At 67.7% G+C, this 16610-nt stretch carries 17 protein-coding genes; 11 read left to right on the top strand and 6 right to left on the bottom strand.

Annotated elements, in window-relative coordinates:
• The first annotated feature begins 75 nt into the window (after window positions 1-75).
• The 4 genes from D0B54_RS17565 to D0B54_RS17550 are packed head-to-tail and all read left to right on the top strand — an operon-like array spanning window position 76 to window position 2865.
• A complete protein-coding gene (locus D0B54_RS17565; RefSeq protein WP_240433459.1) occupies window positions 76-1005 on the top strand; it encodes an alpha/beta hydrolase in 930 nt (309 codons plus the stop codon).
• Complete coding sequence (locus tag D0B54_RS17560) at window positions 1002-1526, top strand: gamma carbonic anhydrase family protein (RefSeq protein WP_117292596.1); 525 nt, start codon at window positions 1002-1004, stop codon at window positions 1524-1526. The genes D0B54_RS17565 and D0B54_RS17560 overlap by 4 nt, the downstream gene beginning before the upstream one ends.
• A 53-nt stretch (window positions 1527-1579) precedes the next feature.
• Window positions 1580-2332 carry a 2,3-diphosphoglycerate-dependent phosphoglycerate mutase gene (gene gpmA, locus D0B54_RS17555; protein WP_117292594.1) on the top strand — a complete coding sequence of 251 codons (753 nt, stop codon included), beginning with the start codon at window positions 1580-1582 and terminating at the stop codon, window positions 2330-2332.
• Between the two features lie 56 nt (window positions 2333-2388).
• A complete protein-coding gene (locus D0B54_RS17550; RefSeq protein WP_240433652.1) occupies window positions 2389-2865 on the top strand; it encodes an REP-associated tyrosine transposase in 477 nt (158 codons plus the stop codon).
• A 72-nt stretch (window positions 2866-2937) separates the two neighbouring features.
• Here the strand turns inward: D0B54_RS17550 and D0B54_RS17545 are convergent, their stop codons facing one another.
• The 6 genes from D0B54_RS17545 to D0B54_RS17520 all read right to left on the bottom strand — a co-directional run bounded on the left by D0B54_RS17545 (window position 2938) and on the right by D0B54_RS17520 (window position 8689).
• Window positions 2938-3690, bottom strand: coding sequence for a metal ABC transporter permease (locus D0B54_RS17545; protein WP_117292592.1), 753 nt, complete (start codon window positions 3688-3690; stop codon window positions 2938-2940).
• Complete coding sequence (locus tag D0B54_RS17540) at window positions 3690-4604, bottom strand: metal ABC transporter solute-binding protein, Zn/Mn family (RefSeq protein ID WP_117292590.1); 915 nt, start codon at window positions 4602-4604, stop codon at window positions 3690-3692. The genes D0B54_RS17545 and D0B54_RS17540 overlap by 1 nt, the downstream gene beginning before the upstream one ends.
• Window positions 4605-4618: 14 nt before the next feature.
• Window positions 4619-5827 (bottom strand): hypothetical protein, encoded by a 1209-nt coding sequence (locus tag D0B54_RS17535; protein ID WP_117292588.1) that lies wholly within the window; start codon window positions 5825-5827, stop codon window positions 4619-4621.
• 67 nt (window positions 5828-5894) lie between these two features.
• Complete coding sequence (locus D0B54_RS17530; RefSeq protein WP_162932513.1) at window positions 5895-6179, bottom strand: hypothetical protein; 285 nt, start codon at window positions 6177-6179, stop codon at window positions 5895-5897.
• A gap of 116 nt (window positions 6180-6295) precedes the next feature.
• Entirely contained in the window at window positions 6296-7999 is a 1704-nt protein-coding gene (locus tag D0B54_RS17525) for a substrate-binding domain-containing protein (protein WP_162932512.1), read from the bottom strand.
• A 258-nt stretch (window positions 8000-8257) separates the two neighbouring features.
• Window positions 8258-8689, bottom strand: coding sequence for a hypothetical protein (locus D0B54_RS17520; protein ID WP_162932511.1), 432 nt, complete (start codon window positions 8687-8689; stop codon window positions 8258-8260).
• A 169-nt stretch (window positions 8690-8858) separates the two neighbouring features.
• Here D0B54_RS17520 and D0B54_RS17515 point away from each other — a divergent pair, with 169 nt between their 5' ends.
• From D0B54_RS17515 to D0B54_RS17485, 7 genes are read left to right on the top strand one after another with little or no spacing between them, the layout of a single operon-like run.
• Entirely contained in the window at window positions 8859-10577 is a 1719-nt protein-coding gene (locus D0B54_RS17515; RefSeq protein ID WP_117292580.1) for a ShlB/FhaC/HecB family hemolysin secretion/activation protein, read from the top strand.
• Window positions 10578-10599: 22 nt separating this feature from the next.
• Complete coding sequence (locus tag D0B54_RS17510) at window positions 10600-12450, top strand: DUF2341 domain-containing protein (protein WP_117292578.1); 1851 nt, start codon at window positions 10600-10602, stop codon at window positions 12448-12450.
• A gap of 15 nt (window positions 12451-12465) precedes the next feature.
• Entirely contained in the window at window positions 12466-12867 is a 402-nt protein-coding gene (locus tag D0B54_RS17505; RefSeq protein WP_117292576.1) for an ExbD/TolR family protein, read from the top strand.
• Between the two features lie 10 nt (window positions 12868-12877).
• Window positions 12878-13591, top strand: coding sequence for an energy transducer TonB family protein (locus tag D0B54_RS17500; RefSeq protein WP_117292574.1), 714 nt, complete (start codon window positions 12878-12880; stop codon window positions 13589-13591).
• 24 nt (window positions 13592-13615) lie between these two features.
• Entirely contained in the window at window positions 13616-15499 is a 1884-nt protein-coding gene (locus D0B54_RS17495) for a putative porin (protein WP_162932510.1), read from the top strand.
• A gap of 12 nt (window positions 15500-15511) precedes the next feature.
• Window positions 15512-16153, top strand: coding sequence for a hypothetical protein (locus tag D0B54_RS17490; RefSeq protein ID WP_162932509.1), 642 nt, complete (start codon window positions 15512-15514; stop codon window positions 16151-16153).
• Window positions 16150-16596 (top strand): YbjN domain-containing protein, encoded by a 447-nt coding sequence (locus D0B54_RS17485; RefSeq protein WP_117292568.1) that lies wholly within the window; start codon window positions 16150-16152, stop codon window positions 16594-16596. Before D0B54_RS17490 ends, D0B54_RS17485 begins: the two co-directional genes overlap by 4 nt.
• Window positions 16597-16610 lie beyond the last annotated feature (14 nt).

Genomic DNA, 16610 nt, shown 5'->3' with positions numbered 1-16610 from the left:
GAAAACGCCCGGGCACGCTACCATGTCGCCCTTCATTTTCCGCACATCCCCCCGTTCTTCCAGAAGGTTTCCCTCGTGCGCAAGCTGATCATCCTGCTGTCCCTGGCGTTACTGGCCGGCTGTTCCTCCCTCAGCGTCGTCAACGGGCTGACCCCGTCGACGGGCTACAACCTGGCCATCAACCTGCCTTTCGACCCCGCCACCGGCCTGACGGCGGACGTCTACACCCCGGATGGCGCCCGCAACGCGCCGGTGGTGGTGTTCTTCTACGGCGGACGCTGGAGCGAGGGCGACAAGCAGGAGTACAAGCTGGTCGGCCAGGCCCTGGCTTCGCGCGGCATCGTCGCGGTGATCCCCAACTACCGCAAGTATCCGCAGGTGCGTTTCCCGGCCTTCGTCGAGGACGGCGCCAAGGCGGTCAAATGGGCCAGGAACAACGCCGCCGCCTATGGCGGCAACCCCGAGCAGCTGTTCGTGATGGGGCATTCGGCCGGTGCCCACATCGCAGCGATGCTGGCACTGAACGAGGCCTATCTGAAGAAGGTGGGCGGCTCCCGGACCTGGCTGCGCGGCATGATCGGCCTGGCCGGCCCCTACAATTTCCTGCCGATCACCGCCCCGGACCTGCGCGACATGTTTGGGCCGCCGGAGCAGTTCGAACAGTCGCAGCCGGTGTTTTTTGCCGATGGCCGGAATCCGCCGTTGCTGTTGCTGCACGGTGAAAACGACGAAGTGGTTGCGGCCGCCAACAGCCGCTCCCTGGCCAAGGCCGTTGCAGCCCAGGGCGGCAGCGTCGAGACCATCTTCTATCCGAAACTGAGCCACGCCAACATCCTCGGCGCGGTGAGTACGGTGGTGAATCGGGTGGTCTCCTCGGACGTTCTGGAGCACATATCCAATTTTGTCCAGGAAAAGCGCAACTTCCAGTTGCCGTCGATCCAGACGCCCAGCGATATCCAGGCCGTGCCGCTGGAGATCGAGATGGTGCCGATGTCCTCGCCGTGATCCGTTCCTTCCAGAACATCCGGCCGCGGGTCGGCGAGCGCGTCTACATCGACGAATCCGCCCAGGTGATCGGCGACGTCACGCTGGGCGACGACTCCTCGGTGTGGCCGCTGGTGTCGATCCGCGGCGACGTCAACCGCATCCGCATCGGTGCGCGCAGCAACGTGCAGGACAACTCGGTGCTGCACGTCACCCATGACGGGCCGTATTCGCCGGGCGGCGCCGACCTGCAGATCGGCGACGACGTGACCATCGGCCACGGCGTGATCCTGCATGCCTGCCGCATCGGCAACCGCTGCCTGATCGGCATGGGCGTGATCGTGATGGACAAGGTAGTGGTGGAGGACGATGTCCTCATCGCCGCCGGCAGCACCGTGACGCCGGGCAAGACGCTCAAGAGCGGCTGGCTTTACCGCGGCGCGCCGGCGCAGGCGGCGCGGGAGCTCACGCCGGACGAGATCGCCTCGCTCAAGTACTCCGCCGACAACTATGTGAAGGTCAAGAACAAATACCTCGGCTGAGGCCGGGGGGCTTTCACCCATTCAAGCAATCTTTCACCTGAGGCACCGTACCGATGACCAAGAAACTCGTCCTCCTCCGCCACGGCCAGAGCCAGTGGAACCTCGACAACCGCTTCACCGGCTGGGTCGACGTGGACATCACCGAGCAGGGTGCGCGCGAGGCCAAAGCCGCCGGCGAACTGATGAAGGCCGAAGGCCTGCACTTCGACGTTGCCCACACCTCGGTGCTCAAGCGCGCCATCCGCACGATGTACACCGCGCTGGACGTGATGGACCAGATGTGGGTCCCGGTGAGCAAGACCTGGCGCCTCAACGAGCGCCACTACGGCGCCCTGCAGGGCCTGGACAAGGCCGAGACCACCGCCAAGCACGGCGAGGAGCAGGTCAAGGTCTGGCGCCGCTCCTACGACATCCCGCCGCCGGCAATGGACATCAAGAACCCCGGCCACCCGGCCAACGACCCGCGCTACGCCAAGCTCGACGCCCAGGCGCTGCCCGGCACCGAGTCCCTGGCGACCACGCTGGACCGCGTGCTGCCCTACTGGCACGACGCCATCGCCCCGCAGCTCAAGGCCGGCCAGACCGTGCTGGTGACCGCCCACGGCAACTCGCTGCGCGCGCTCTACAAGTATCTCAACAACGTTTCCCCCGCGGAAATCCTCGAGCTGAACATCCCCACCGGCATCCCGCTGCTGTTCGAGCTGAACGACGACCTCACGGTGAAGTCGTTCCGCTACCTGGGCGATCCGGAAGCGGCGAAGAAGGCGGCCGAGGCGGTGGCGAACCAGGCGAAGAAGAAGGGTTGAGCCAAAGCGGTCGCGGCCACCGGCCGCTCCTACGGTAGGAGCGGCCGGTGGCCGCGATGCTATCCATGGATCATTCGGCTGAATCCGGAAACAAGGCTCTGCGGCTGGGCCGGGTTTCCTTGTCGCAGCACGCTTACCATCTGACGTTTACGGTCTCCGACCGAGCCCCTGTCTTCAACGACCTTCGTCTGGGGCGCATCGTTGCTCAATGCCTGAATTCACCTGCGCTCATCGGCGACGCGTCCACGTTGGCCTGGGTGCTGATGCCAGATCACCTGCATTGGCTGGTGCAGCTAGGCGATCAGGTCATTCTGGACAAGCTGGTGCGCCGGATGAAATCGGAGAGTGCTCGGCTTGTAAATCAGCAGCGCGGAAGAGCCGGCGCACTGTGGCAGCCCGGCTACTACGATCACCTAATCCGCGATGACGAGAACCTGCGCGATGTAGCGCGCTACATCGTCGCCAATCCGCTGCGTGCTGGTTTGGTCAGGCGGGTAGGGGACTATCCGCTATGGGATGCCATCTGGTTGTGAAGGTCGCGGCCACCGGCCGCTCCTACGATTTACCAACGGACGTAGGAGCGGCCGGTGGCCGCGACCGCCTCTCTATCGCGCCATCACTCCACGCATGACTGCTGTCAGAAAAGTTAGCCCCGCCAGCACACAAACAATCGCCGGCCCCGCCGGCAGATCGAACGGCACCGACAGCCACAATCCCAACCCGTACGCCGCGCCGGCCAGCGCATAACCCGCCGCCAGCCCGCGCTTCTCGCCCATGCCCGCCGTCGCGATCGCCGGCAGGATCAGTGTGGCGAACACCAGGTACACACCGACCAGCTGCACCGACGCGGTGATCGCCAGCGCGAACAGGAAGTAGAACCCCGCCGGCCGTGTCCGCAACAGCGCGAACCACAGCGCCAGCAGCAGCGCGTAGAGGATCGCCACCGGCCACAGCTGGCCATAGCCCACCCACAGGATCTGCCCGGCGAGCAGTTCCTGCATGTGCTCGCTGCCATGCGGATCGTGTGCCAGCAGCAGCACGGCGACCGAGGCGGAGAGCACGTAGAGGCTGCCGATCAGCGCTTCCTGCAGATGCCGGAAGCGCCGCTCGGTCCAGGTCAGCAGGGCGGCGGCGGCCAGCGCCGCCGCTGCCGCCGCGAACTGCGTCGCAAGGCCGCCCTCGTCGCCGTGCAGGCCGGCGAGGATCACGCCCAGCGCCGCCACCTGCGCGATGGTGAGGTCGATGAAGATGATGCCGCGCTCCAGCACGCGCCGCCCCAGCAGCACGTGCGTGGAGGCGACCAGCAGGCCCGCCAGCAGCGGCGCGCCCATCAGCGACCAGTCGAAGTGCAGGTCCATCAAGGCTTGGCTCCGGCCAGGCCCTGCAGCAGGCGGTCGATGGTCACGTCGAAGGTGCCGAACAGGTCATCCGTGCCCGGCACGCCGCCGGGCGAGAACGGCAGCTCCACCGCGGCCAGCCCGCTGCGCTGCAGCAGCCAGTCCACCGGTCGGCGGTCCTGGTAGGCGGCGTAGACCACCAGCTTGGCCGGCTGCGTCTTCAGCGTTGCCAGCACGTTTTCCAGCTGCGCGCCGCTGGGCGGGATGCCGGGCTTGGGCTCCAGCGTCGCCACCTCGCGCAGCCCCAGCCACTGGTAGAGATACGCCCAGGACTTGTGCGCGCTGACCACGGCCACGCCCTGCAGCGGCCTGGCCTTCTCGGTCCATCGCGCCATCGCCGCCTGCCAGCGCGTGTCGAACTGCGCCTGCGCGGCGTGGTAGTCCGCGGCATGCGCGGCATCCAGCTCCGCCAGCTTGTCGGCCAGCGGCTTGGCCACGCGCGCGATGTTCGCGGGCGAAGTCTGGATATGCGGGTTGCCGTAGGGGTGCACGTCGCCTTCCGCGCGGTCCAGCTTCACCGGAATTTCCAGCATCGGCACGTAGCGGCTCGCCTCGAAATAGCCGGTGCTGCCGGGCGCCACGCGCGGGTTGTTGCCCTTCTCGGCCAGCGCCGGCATCCAGCCGATCTCCAGCTCGGCGCCGGTGCAGACCAGCAGCTCGGCCTGGCGGTACTTCGCGATCAGGCTGGGCCGCGGCTGGATGCGGTGCACGTCCTGCAGCGCGGTGGTGGCGGTATAGACCTCGACGTTCTTGCCGCCGAGCGCCAGCGCCAGCGCGCCCCACTCGGGCTCGCAGGCGAAGACCTTGAGGGCGGCCGAAGCCGGCTGTGCCGCGAGCAGGGCAGCGGCGAGACCAAGGGATGCGATCAGTTTCATGGGGGATCTCCGCTTCAGAACTGGTGCGCCGGATGGGCGCCCAGGCTGTAGATGTACTGCACCAGCAACTGGTTGTCGGTGTCGCTGCCGCCGCGCGACTCGTCGCGGTTGAACTGCAGGCGGATGCGCGAGAACTCGCTGTTGGAGAAATCCAGCATCGCCGAGACGCGCTGCGGGTCTTCGCCGTCGTTTGCCAGCGTTTCCAGCGAAGTGCCGGCCACCGGGTTGCTCACGTCGTTGCTGGCCGAGAGGCGGTCATAGCGCAGACCCGCGCGCCAGCGCGGCATGAACTGGTAGACGCCCTGCACATACCAGCCGAGCTGGTCGCCGTCGTAGGCGCTGCTGTCGGCCGCGCCGTCCGGGTCCGACACCACCGTGCCGCTTTCGCTGCGGCGCATCACTTCGGCCTGCAGCACCAGGTTGCGCAGGTTGGCGTTGCCGTTGGGTGCCCACTTGTAGACCAGGTCCAGGCCGCTGATGCGGCTCTTGCCGCTGAAACCGGTCTCGATGTCCTCGCCGCTGCGGCGGTCGCTGGACTTGCCGTCGAAATGCCAGAGCCCGACGCGCCAGGAACTGCTGGCGCCGATATCGCCGCCGACGTGCGCGAACGCGGTCCAGGCGCCGACGTCGTGCTCGCCGTTGTCGCCGGCGGGGAAGCCGTCGCCGCGCAGGGCTTCCGCGCCCAGTTCCAGGAACAGGTCCGTAGGCGCGAGCCAGCGCAACTGCAGGCCGTCGTCCTTCAGCTGGTTGCCGAGGAAGGCGCGGTAGACCAGCGGCGCGTCGGCGAATTCCCAGGCGTGCGCATGCTGGTGGTTCTGGTAGCCGACGTCGGAGAAGAAGCGGCCGAACTTCAGCGCCAGGCCCTGCGGCAGGGCCAGCGTGTTGATGTAGGCCTCTTCCAGCGCCACGACGGTTTCGCCGTCCTCGTTTTCCAGGGCGACCGTGGCCCAGCCGTGGAACTGGTCGTCGATGTTGGACTCGATCGCCAGCTCGGTTTCGCCCACGGAGAAGCCCTGGGGTGCGAACTCGGTTTCGGGGCCCAGTACATGGCCGGGGACGTCGGCCTCGGCGTCGGAGCTGTAGTGCGCGTACTGGCCGTTGAGGATCAGGCTGATCTTGGGATTGAAGGCGTTGCCGGCGTCGGCAGCGGCAGCGGAGAAGCTGGCGCAGGGCGCGCCCAGGGCAAAGCAGGCGCCGAGCGTGGCGCGGGTGATGCGGGACATGATGGAAACCTCGGATAAAACGCGAACGAAAGACCGCAGCCGTCGGGCTGCAGCGAGTACGGGCGGTTCAGGCGAGGGTCATGGGTGGTCCGCGGATGCGGATCAGCGCGGCGGGGCGCGAGGCCGCAACCGCGACGGCGAGGACGCCGGGGGCTTCCTGCGTGGCGGCGAACTGCGGTGCGGCACTGCCGGCCGCCGGCGCGCCGGAGGCCAGGTTCTGCGCATGTACGCAGAACTCGCAATCGACGTCGCCGTTGAGGGCAGGGTGCTGCAGCTGGTGCGCGAACGACAGCCATTGCCCCAGCAGCAGGGCCAGGGCAAGCAGTATCGAATGGCGGGGTCGGAGGCGCACGGCCGGCACGTTACGCCCTGCCGGGCGCCAAAGTCCAGTGCGCCGCGCAAAGAAAAAGGCCCCGGCGATTGCCGGGGCCTGAATGACAGCGTGAGTCTTTGTTGCGGGAGTGTTGCTTAGTTGGCGACGCAGGCGTCGACGATCGCAGCAGCCGAGTTGGCGACGAAGACCGGCGTGGTCGAGGCAGCCGAGACCAGATCCAGCGGCTGGAAGCCCGCGGCCTTGCCGATGGTCTTGGTCTTGCCCAGGACGGCGGCGTCGAACGGAGCCTTCAGCAGCGACTTGATGGCGGCCAGCTTGGCGCCGTAGCCATTGGTGTAGCCCATCAGGTACGACACGGCGATCACCGGGTAGCGGTCGAAGTCGGCAGCGGCCTTCTTCGTCGCGGCCGGCAGCGGCTGGGCGTAGTCGGCCGGGTCGACGGTCTGGATGCAGCTGGTCACGCCAGCCGGCAGCGTGCCGACGGTGATGTCAGCCAGCGGCTGACGGCCGGTGGCGGCGTTGACCGTGCCCAGGACCTTGGCGGCCTGCGTGGTCAGCTTGATGGCGGTGAAGCCCTTCGGCACCAGGTTCTTCGCGGGGTCGAGCTTGTTGTACGTCACGGCCGGGCAGGTGAACTTCAGCGACTTGGTGGTGCTCGGGTTGAGGACGGTGGTGATCGGCTCCAGGGTGGTGCCGCCGACCGGGTTGCCCGGACCAGCAGCCTTGCCGTCGTTGGCGTCCTTGATCTTGCCGAAGGTGCCCGCCGGGCAGACTCCAGAAGCTTCCGGCGCAATTACCAGCGCTTCCTTGGCCAGGTCAGCGGCGTAGGACACGGTCGCATAGGTGATCAGGCCGCCGGCGATCTTGGCGCGAGCCAGGCCGTCGGCGATGTCGGCGTAGCCGATGGCACCGTCGTTGATCGCAACCGTGCTGACGATGCCGCCGTTGCCGCTGGCAGGGATCGAGCCGCCCGGAACGCCACCGGTGACCACCGCGGTGAACACCTTGTTCATCTGGAACTTGTTCGCCGGCTGCGCCGTGTCATCCGGGAGGGTGAGCGAGGGGCAGGCCTGCGACAGGAAGTTGGCCAGGCTGAAGGTGGTGCCGGAGCTGTCGCTGCGGTAGACGACCTTGATCGGCTTGGCGGCGATGGTGACCTTCGGCGTGTGCGTCAGCTGGCTCCAGTCGGTGATCGTGCCGGCGAAGATGCCGCAGACGTCCGAACGGGTCAGGTTGAGCTTCTTCTTGCCCAGCGAGGGGTTGTTGTAGACGAACGCGATCGAGCCGGCGACGGCCGGGATCTGCACCAGCGAGGTCTTGGTGGCGGAGCGCGGGGCGGCCGGGTCGGAGCCCACGGCGTTGGCGTTGAAGGCCGTGATGTCGGACTGGGCGACCGGCTCGTCGCTGCCGGCGAAGTCGGCGTCGATGGTCGGGCCGGCGAAGCCCACCGGGGCGGCGACACCGTAGTCGCCGCAATCGGCGGTGGCGTTGCGGGCGCCGGACAGCGCACCCTTGCCGACGCCGGAGCCGGTCTGGCAGTAGGACACGCCGATGGTCGGGTTGACCACGGCGAAGGCGCCGAACAGCGCGGTCTTGTCGGTCAGGGCGGCCGGGTTGACGCTGACGTTGGCCGGGGCGGTGACGCCGAGGGTCTGCGACAGGCGACGCGGGTTGCCGAGCGTCTTGAGGAAGCTGGGGCCGACGTAGGCTTCGGACGGGAAGGTCGCGCCGCCGCCGTACAGCACGGTGGTCGGCGGGACCGGCGTAGCGGCGACGGCCGCCTGCGCCGACAGCGCGGCGGCAATAGCCACCACGCAGAACGAGGTATTCAGTTTCATGTACATCTCCCTGGGGAACGGTATGAGGAACTGCTAAGAGATACAGAAGCGGTTTCGGGCAAAAATCGATCGGAACTAAACAGAGTCTTTCCACCCCGGTAGGCACCCTGCTCGGTTCAACGAGCGCCCGTAAGGTAGAGCCCAAAGATTTCAGGGACTTGAACTTTTTGTGATTTCGTACGTCCGCAAACGCGATTGGCCTCTGGCGAGAGGCCAATCGTGGTGCCGCGGCGACGCGCAACGGCCACTGCGCAATGGCTACTGCGCAACGGCGGTTTCCGCCTCGCCGTCCGTTTTCGGCGTCTCCGGTTCGTCCTCGGCGGCGGTGACGATGTCGGCGTAGCTTGGCTGTACGCGGCTGCCTTCATCGGGCATCACCAGCGCCTCGCTGATCTCGTACGGGTCGGCATGCTTCTCCGCTTCTTCCGCCTCGGCCACCGAGGGATCGACGATCATGTCGCCGTCGTCCGCCGCCGCGACCGGCGCCGCCGGCCATGCCGGCTGCGCCGCCGCGGGTGCCGGCCACTCCTTATAAGGAGTCTCGCCGCTGGCGGCGGCGGGCCTGGGCGCGGGCCGCGGAGCATCCTCGCGGTTCACCCAGAACAGCGCCGCGAAGATCAGCACGATCGCTGCCGCTGCGGCATACCAGGCGTAGGGGACGGGAGCTGTATCGGATTCCGAGGGGGACATGGCGGGCATCAAGCTTCACGGGGCAGCAACGGATTTGTAATGGTAGGGGGCGACAATGACAGTCATTCGAGCGGACGCTGCGCAATTGCGGCGGGCTTGAGCTTGTGCATCTGGGGTCCCAACGCGATGTCTACCGCAGCGGGGGCACAATCCTGTCTGGCATTCGATCATGGGGCTTCGGCAAAATCCGTCCTGCGCTTTGGCGCCGCTACTCTGTCTGCTGGCCGGCGCCAGCCTGTCCGCGCATGCCGCTGACGGCGCTGCGCCGGCCGAGGCTGCTGCGCCCCCGGCAGAGGCGCGCAGCGTCGTGCCCGTGGCCGGCCGCTCCTTCGACATCCGCGAGATCCAGGTCGAGGGCAACACCGTACTCGAGGCGGTCGACATCGAGACCGTGCTGGAGTTCTTCGTCGGCGAGAACCGCAGCGCGGCGGACGTCGATGGCGCGCGTGCCGCGCTGGAAAAGCTCTACAAGGAGATGGGCTACAACACCGTCAGCGTGACCATCCCGCGGCAGACGATCCAGGACGGGCTGGTCCTGCTGCAGGTCAGTGAAACGCAGGTCGGCCGCACCATCGTCGAGGGTGGCGACTACACCTCCATCGCGCAGGTCAAGAAGGAAGTGCCGTCGCTGGCGCCGGGCATGGTGCCCAACCTGCGGGACGTGCAGCGCGACATGGTCCACGCCAACCGCCTGGCCACGCGCCGCGTCACGCCGGCGCTGGAGTCGGGCCGCGAGCCGGGCACGCTGGACGTCAAGCTCAAGGTGGAAGACGACCTGCCGCTGAGCGCTTCGCTGGGCTACAACAACGAGCACGCGCGCGGCACCACCGACACGCGCCTGTCGCTCAACCTGTCCTACGACAACCTGTTCCAGATCGGCCACAGCTTCAAGCTGCTGTACATGACGGCGCCGGAGCGTACCGACGACGGTACCACCTTGTCGGCGACCTACCAGGCCCTGATGCCGGATCCGTCCTGGAGCATGGACTTCACCGTGCTCAAGACCGACAGCGACATTGCGCTGCGGCCCGGCGTCAATTCGGTCACCGACAACCTGACGGTGGGCTTCAGCGCCAGCAAGCGCTTCAGCACGTCGATCGAGAACTGGTACCCCTCGCTGAGCTTCGGCGCCGACTACAAGAGCTACAAGTCCACGCTCATCGTTCGCAGCGCCCAGGGGTCCCTGGTGGAACTGGCGCCGGTGGACTACCTGCCGATCAACCTGACCTTCTCGCAGACCTACGCCAGCAGCAGCCATCGCATCGACAGCAGCCTGGCGGCGATCTTCACCAGCGGCGTGGTCGGCAGCCAGGACACCGAGCTCGATTTCACCCGCTACGGCGCCGAGGGCCAGTCGATCTACCTGCGCGCCTCGCTGGGCGACCAGATCTCGCTGCCCAGGGGCTTTTCCATCAATGCCCGGCTGACCGGCCAGATCACCGGCCAGGCCCTGCTGCCGGCGGAAAAGCTCTCGGCTGGCGGCATCGACACGGTGCGCGGCTACTTCGACTCCGAGGCCTCGGCCGACCGCGGCCTGGTCGGCAACCTCGAACTGCGCCTGCCCTCGCTGCCCGACTACTTCGCCTCGCACAAGTGGGCCAGCTACCTGACCGAGCTGCAGCCCTACCTGTTCACCGACGCCGCGCGCCTGATCGACCACGGGCCGTTTCCCGATGGCGACGCTCCGCGCGATTTCACGCTGTTCAGCGCCGGTGCCGGCCTGAGCGCGCGCCTGCGCGAGTACGTCAGCCTGGACCTGGTCTGGGCCAAGGCCCTGCAGGACGTGCCGTTCACGCTCGAACTAAATACCGACACGCCGAGTGGCGGTGGCGCACCGACGGCCAGCGGTGACGACCGCGTGCTGTTCCGCCTCCTCGGCAGTTTCTGAGAATCAAAGGGAGTCACCCGCGATGTCCGTACGTCAAGTCTTGAAGCGCGCAGCACTGGCCGCCGCCGTGCTGCTGCCCTGGTCGCAGCCAGCCAGCGCCTGGTGGAATCATGACTGGTCCTTCCGCAAGCAGATCACGCTGGACCCGGCCGCGGCCGGCGTCAGCGGCGAGCTGAACAACGGCGTCGTGCTGCTGCGCCTGCACGAGGGCGTGTTCCCCTTCGCCGACGCCAATGCCGACGGTTCCGACCTGCGCATCGTGGCGGAGGACGACAAGACCACGCTGAAGTTCCACATCGAAAAGCTCGACCCGGTGTTCAACCTCGGCTTCATCTGGGTGCAGGTGCCGAAGCTGGCCGCCGGCACGCCGGTCAAGCTGTGGCTGTACTGGGGCAACACCAACGCCGCCGGCGAAGGCGACGCCAAGGGCAGCTACGACGCCGACCAGAAGCTGGTCTACCACTTCGGCGAGAACGGTACTCCGGCACAGGATGCGACCTCGTTCCAGCATCACGCCGTCAGCGCCGTGGCCGGCAACGACGGCGGCCTGATCGGTGGCTCCGCCAAGTTCGACGGCAGCGCCGTGCTGGCACTGCCCGCCACGCCCTCGCTGGCCCTGCCGGCGGGCGGCTCGCTGACCTGGTCGGCCTGGATCAAGACCGGCGCCACCGACCCCGAGGCGGTGATCTACGCGCAGCGCGACGCCGGGCGCTCCTTCGTCGTCGCCCTGCGCAGCGGCGCGCCGTACTTCGGCTTCGCCGACGGCCCCGGCCCGTTGCAGGAATCCGCCCCGGCGGCATCGATCGCCGACAGCGAGTGGCATCACCTCGCGGTGGTGGCGACCGCGGCGCAGTCGACGCTCTACGTCGACGGCGAGGCGCGCGGACAGCTGGCGCGCGGCCTGCCGGTGATCGCCGGCGCCGCCACGCTGGGCGGCCAGGGCGGCGTCAACGGTGCCCCGGTGGAAATGCCGTTCCGCGGCGAGATCGACGAAATGAAGCTGGCCAGCAGCGCGCGCGATGTCGCGATGCTGCGCCTGGAGGCCAAGAACCAGGGTGTCGCCGACAAGCTGGTGACGCTGGGCGCCGACGAGGTGCAGTCGTCCTGGAGCACCGGCTACGTCGGCATCATCATGGGTTCGGTCACGCTCGACGGCTGGATCGTGATCATCATCCTGATGCTGATGATGGTCTACAGCTGGTACCTGATGGCCGTCAAGGCCAGCCAGGTCGGCCAGGTGTCCAAGGCCAACCGCGTGTTCCTCGACGCCTACGAACTGGCCGACGGCGACTTCGCCGTGCTGCACCAGGCCACGGTACCCGACGGCAAGGCCAGCGTCCGGCTGAAGCTGGAAGACGAAGCACTGGAGCGCATGCGTGATTCGCCGCTGACGCACATGTTCAATACCGGCATCGGCGAACTGCACCGCCGCCTGAGCAGCGAGAAGCGCCACGGGCGCTACAGCGACACGCTCTCCGAGCAGTCGATCCATGCGATCCGCGCCAAGCTCGATTCGACCCTGGTGCGCGAGATGCAGGCGCTCAACAAGCGCATGGTGCTGCTGACCATCGCGATCTCCGGCGGCCCCTTCATCGGCCTGCTCGGCACCGTGGTCGGCGTCATGATCACCTTCGCCGGCGTCGCCGCGGCGGGCGAGGTCAACGTCAACGCCATCGCACCCGGCATCTCGGCGGCACTGGCCGCCACCGTGGCCGGCATGGCCGTCGCCATCCCGGCGCTGTTCGGCTACAACTACCTGACGGTGCGGATCAAGGAATGCGTGGCGGAAATGCACGTGTTCATCGACGCCTTCGTCACCAGCATGGCCGAGAACTACAACGATCCCGCGGCGCTTCACGCGATCGCGGATTGATCGGGAGACATCGCCATGCAGATGCAGGAAGACAAACCCTACGACGACATCAACGTCACGCCGATGCTGGACCTGGCGTACGTGCTGCTGGTGATCTTCATCGTCATGACCACCGCCGCGGTGCAGGGCGTCAAGGTCAACCTGCCCAAGGCCAGCGCCCAGCCCAGCCTGGCCAAGTCCAAGACCGTGGCGATCACCATCAACAACCAGGGTGCCATCTTCATGGATGCCATCCCAGTGACCCGCGAGGAGCTCAAGACGCGGCTGCAGCAGAAGAAGGCCGAAACGCCGGACCTGCCGGTGATCGTGCGCGGTGACAGCGAGACCCAGTACCAGAACGTGGTGGACGTGCTTGCCCTGCTCGGCGAACTCGACATCACGCAGCTGGGCCTGGTGACCCAGCGCCTGGTCAAGTAACGCCCGGTCCATGGCCAGCGCCGACCACCGCAAGGGCAAAAAACGCCGGCGCCCCCTGGCCGTCTGGCTGGTCGGCGCGGTCGGCCTGGCGCTGTTGGTCGGTGTCGTGCTGATGCTGACCGGCAAGAAGGATACGCCGAAGAAAGCCGTGTCCTCGGTGGTGCAGCTCAAGCTGCTGACGCCTCCGCCGCCGCCACCCCCGCCGCCTCCGCCCAAGCCGGAAGAGAAGGTGGTCGAGGAGAAGACGCCGCAGCCGGAGATGAAGGTCGAGGAACTCGACACCAAGCCGCCGTCCGAAGATCCGCCTTCCGACGAACCGCCCGGCCCGCCGGCGCTGGACGCGGTGGGTGAGGGTGCCGGCGACGGCTTCGGCCTGGCCGGAAAGCCCGGCGGCAGCGGCTACGGCAATGGCGGCGGTGGCGGCGGCACGCGTTTCGGCTGGTACTACAGCAAGGTCCATGACCGCGTTCTCCAGGCGATGGAGCGGCGCAATCGCCTGAAGGACAAGAAGCACGACGTGACCGCCCAGGTCTGGCTCGACGCTGCCGGCCGCGTCGAGCGCGTCAAGCTGGTGGGTTCCACCGGCGAGAGCGACCTGGACCAGATGATTCTCGACACCCTTCGCTCGATGGCGCAGATCGACGAGCCACCGCCGGGCGACATGCCGCAGCCGGTCAACGTGCGCCTGGGCGCACGCAACCGCGCGATCCGATTCAAAGGTTAACCAGTACACACCATGGGCATCACAATGAAATCCGAAGCTATCGCTGCCTCGCAGCCCGGCCGCAAGCCTGGAATGCAGCCGCTGGCGGCCCTCATGCTGCTGCTGCCGCTGGTCGCGGCCGCCGCCGAGCCTGCCGGATCTTCTGCCGAAACGGCCGTGGCGCAGGCCGCGCCGGAAGCGCTGGTCAAGCCCGCGCCGGTCGAACCCGCCGCGGAACCGGTGGTGGATTCCGCGCTGCCTGCCGGCGCGCTGCCCGCGGAACCCACACCGGGCCTGACGCCGGCCGAAGCGGCCTCGGCACCGGTGCCGCCGGTGGCGCAGCCGCCGCTGGTGCCCGTCGAGATGCAGATGACCCCGGGTCTGGGCGAGTCGCTGCCGCCGCCGGCGCCGCCGGTTCCCAAGGCCGCCGCGCCCGTCGCGCCGGCCGCCGCCGACCGCAATGCCAAGGGCGGCAAGGTGCGCGTGCCCTACCTGTCGGAGACGCAGCGCGGCCAGATCAAGGACGAACTGCGCGCCGAAATCCTCGACCAGGCGCGGCGCGAGAACTGGGCGCAGCCCGAGTCCGTGCCCGAGTGGGTGCGCAAGGTACGCCTCGAGGGCGAGGTGATGATGCGCTACGAGCACAGCAGCTTCGGCGATCTCAACGGCCTGTTCGTCAACTACCAGGAAGCCAACCGTACCGGGCCGATCAACACCACGCTGCCGCCGCAGGGCCAGCCGCTGACGGTGCCGACGCTCAACACCAGCGAGGACCGCGACATCCCCAAGCTGCGTGCGAAGCTCGGCCTGGGCTATGCGGTGTCCGAGGAAGTCGATCTCAGCATCCGCCTGACCACCGGCAACACCATCAACCCGGTCAGCAACAACCAGACCGCGGGCACCAGCTTCAACAAGCCCAGCCTGGTGCTGGACCGCGCCTACATCCGCTACAAGCCGACCAGCCGCCTGGCGGTGGACATCGGCCGCAGCCCCAACCAGTTCGCCACCGGCACCGACCTGATCTGGGACCGCGACCTGAGCTTCGACGGCATCGGCCTGCGCTATCGCTACCCGCTCACCTCCGAGCGCGTACTCCGTATCGCCAGCGGCTTCTACTCGGTGGAGAACACCGATCCCAACTATCCGTCCAGCAGCCTGGTCAAGGACGAAGGCCACAACAAGTGGATGTGGGGGACGCAGGTCGAGCTGCGCACCGACTTCATCGACAAGCAGCTGCTGCGTGCCGGCGCCGGGTTCTACAAGTTCTTCGACGTCGAGGGCGAGCTGTCCAGCCCCTGCAACGCCGTGAGCGCCTCGGTAGCCTGCGACACCGACGATTCGCGCCCGGGCTTCATGCAGAAGGGCAACACGGTCTTCCAGATCCGCAACACCCAGCCGATCAATCCGGGCGATCCGGATTTCCAGTTCTTCGGCCTGGCCACCGAGTTCACGGTGCTGGCCCTGTCCGCCACCTGGGAGATGCCGCTGGACAACAACGTGCGCCTGGCCGTGGATTTCGACGCCGCGAAGAACCTGGCGCTGGACGAGGACGAGGTGCGGGCATTGTCGCCCGACAACAACCTCGGCCCCTGCCGTCCGACCAGCCCCACGACCGTGGTCTGCCCCTGGGAGGGCGGCGGCGATGCCTGGCAGGCACAGCTGCGCGTTGGCCGGCCGGTGGTGAGCATGCGGGGCGACTGGCAGTTGCTGGGGGGCTACCGCCGCATCGAGAGCGACGCGGTGCTGGACGCCTTCACCGACTCCGATTTCCACCTCGGCGGCACCAATGCCAAGGGCTATTACCTTGGCGGCAGCTGGGCCTTCTCGCGTTCGGCGGTGCTGGGCCTGCGCTACTTCGGTGCCAACGAGATCAGCTCGCAGAAGCTCGCCATCGACGTCTGGCAGGCCGACGTCACCGTCAAGTTCTGAAGGGGATTGCACATGATCGCCCGACGCAACGCTGCATGGATCGCGGGAATGCTCGGCCTTGTGGCCGTGCTGCCGGCGCAGGCCGAGAAGATGGACGACCGCCTGCGCGAGCAGTTGCGCAGCACGATCCTGCAGATGCGTACGCTGGCCGACGAGAACGCCAGCCTCAAGGCGCAGCTGGCCCAGGCCAGCGCCAAGCCGGCGGAAGATCCCGAGAAGACCCAGCGGGCGGAGAAGGACCTGCGCCGCCTGCGCGGCGAGCAGGGGCAGCTGCGCCAGCAGCTCGAACAGCAGGCCGCCGAGCACAGGACCGCGCTGGCCGCGCAGCGGGCCAGTGCCGAGACCGAGCGCCGCGGCCGGCTCGATGCACTGCAGAAGCTGCTCGCCGAGCACCGCAACGCCGAGCGCAACGGCCAGGCGCTGCAGCAGTGCACCGCCAGCAACCAGGCCCTGGTGTCGATCAGCAATGAGCTGATCGTGCGCTACCGCGACCGCGGGGTGGCCGACGCCATGCTGGCCAAAGAGCCGATCACCGGCCTGCGCGGTGCCCAGCTCGAACGCCAGGCGCAGGCCTATGAAATCCGCGTCGGCGACCTGACCGTGCGCCAAGCGCCGGCCGCCGCCGACGACAGCAGCAAGGACGGGAACCCATGAATCCCCTCATTTCCAGCCTCACCCTCGAAGAAGCCGCCGAGACCCTGCGCGCCAGCGGCCTGCGTGCGCAGCTGGCGGAACAGGATGGCCGGCCGATGCTGCAGAGCGCCGTGCAGGGCCTGGGCTTCATCCTCATGCCGGGCAATCGCGCGCCGGACCAGGCCGACCGCTACATCGACTTCACCTTCAGCTGTCTGATCCACGTCGAGGGGCAGGTGAGCCCCGCGCAGGTCGGCCGCTGGAACGAAAGCAAGCGCTTTGCGCGCCTCTACACCACGCAGCAGACCCTGGTGCTGGCGATGGACGTCTTCATCGGTGCCGGCGACGCGCCGCTGTGCCTGCGCGGCTACTGCGAGCTGTGGGACCGCGTGCTGCACGAATTCATCACCTACCTTCGGACCCTGCCGGTGCATGCGCCGGCAGCGGTGCCCGCCGTCGCCTGAGCTTCGCATCCCGA

Origin of the sequence: Solimonas sp. K1W22B-7, from assembly GCF_003428335.1 — a bacterium.
GTDB lineage: Bacteria > Pseudomonadota > Gammaproteobacteria > Nevskiales > Nevskiaceae > Solimonas_A.
The sequence above is the reverse complement of the archived record's forward strand: the minus strand, read 5'-3'. Positions and strand labels throughout refer to the sequence as shown.

Bases quoted from the DNA above. Each gene is read 5' to 3' on its own strand.
- D0B54_RS17520 (WP_162932511.1), bottom strand. From the start codon at position 8,689: ATGTCCCCCTCGGAATCCGATACAGCTCCCGTCCCCTACGCCTGGTAT.
- D0B54_RS17510 (WP_117292578.1), top strand. From the start codon at position 10,600: ATGTCCGTACGTCAAGTCTTGAAGCGCGCAGCACTGGCCGCCGCCGTG.
- gpmA (WP_117292594.1), top strand. From the start codon at position 1,580: ATGACCAAGAAACTCGTCCTCCTCCGCCACGGCCAGAGCCAGTGGAAC.
- D0B54_RS17490 (WP_162932509.1), top strand. From the start codon at position 15,512: ATGATCGCCCGACGCAACGCTGCATGGATCGCGGGAATGCTCGGCCTT.
- D0B54_RS17500 (WP_117292574.1), top strand. From the start codon at position 12,878: ATGGCCAGCGCCGACCACCGCAAGGGCAAAAAACGCCGGCGCCCCCTG.
- D0B54_RS17535 (WP_117292588.1), bottom strand. From the start codon at position 5,827: ATGTCCCGCATCACCCGCGCCACGCTCGGCGCCTGCTTTGCCCTGGGC.
- D0B54_RS17540 (WP_117292590.1), bottom strand. From the start codon at position 4,604: ATGAAACTGATCGCATCCCTTGGTCTCGCCGCTGCCCTGCTCGCGGCA.
- D0B54_RS17495 (WP_162932510.1), top strand. From the start codon at position 13,616: ATGAAATCCGAAGCTATCGCTGCCTCGCAGCCCGGCCGCAAGCCTGGA.
- D0B54_RS17525 (WP_162932512.1), bottom strand. From the start codon at position 7,999: ATGAAACTGAATACCTCGTTCTGCGTGGTGGCTATTGCCGCCGCGCTG.
- D0B54_RS17485 (WP_117292568.1), top strand. From the start codon at position 16,150: ATGAATCCCCTCATTTCCAGCCTCACCCTCGAAGAAGCCGCCGAGACC.
- D0B54_RS17515 (WP_117292580.1), top strand. From the start codon at position 8,859: ATGGGGCTTCGGCAAAATCCGTCCTGCGCTTTGGCGCCGCTACTCTGT.
- D0B54_RS17545 (WP_117292592.1), bottom strand. From the start codon at position 3,690: ATGGACCTGCACTTCGACTGGTCGCTGATGGGCGCGCCGCTGCTGGCG.
- D0B54_RS17550 (WP_240433652.1), top strand. From the start codon at position 2,389: ATGCTATCCATGGATCATTCGGCTGAATCCGGAAACAAGGCTCTGCGG.
- D0B54_RS17505 (WP_117292576.1), top strand. From the start codon at position 12,466: ATGCAGATGCAGGAAGACAAACCCTACGACGACATCAACGTCACGCCG.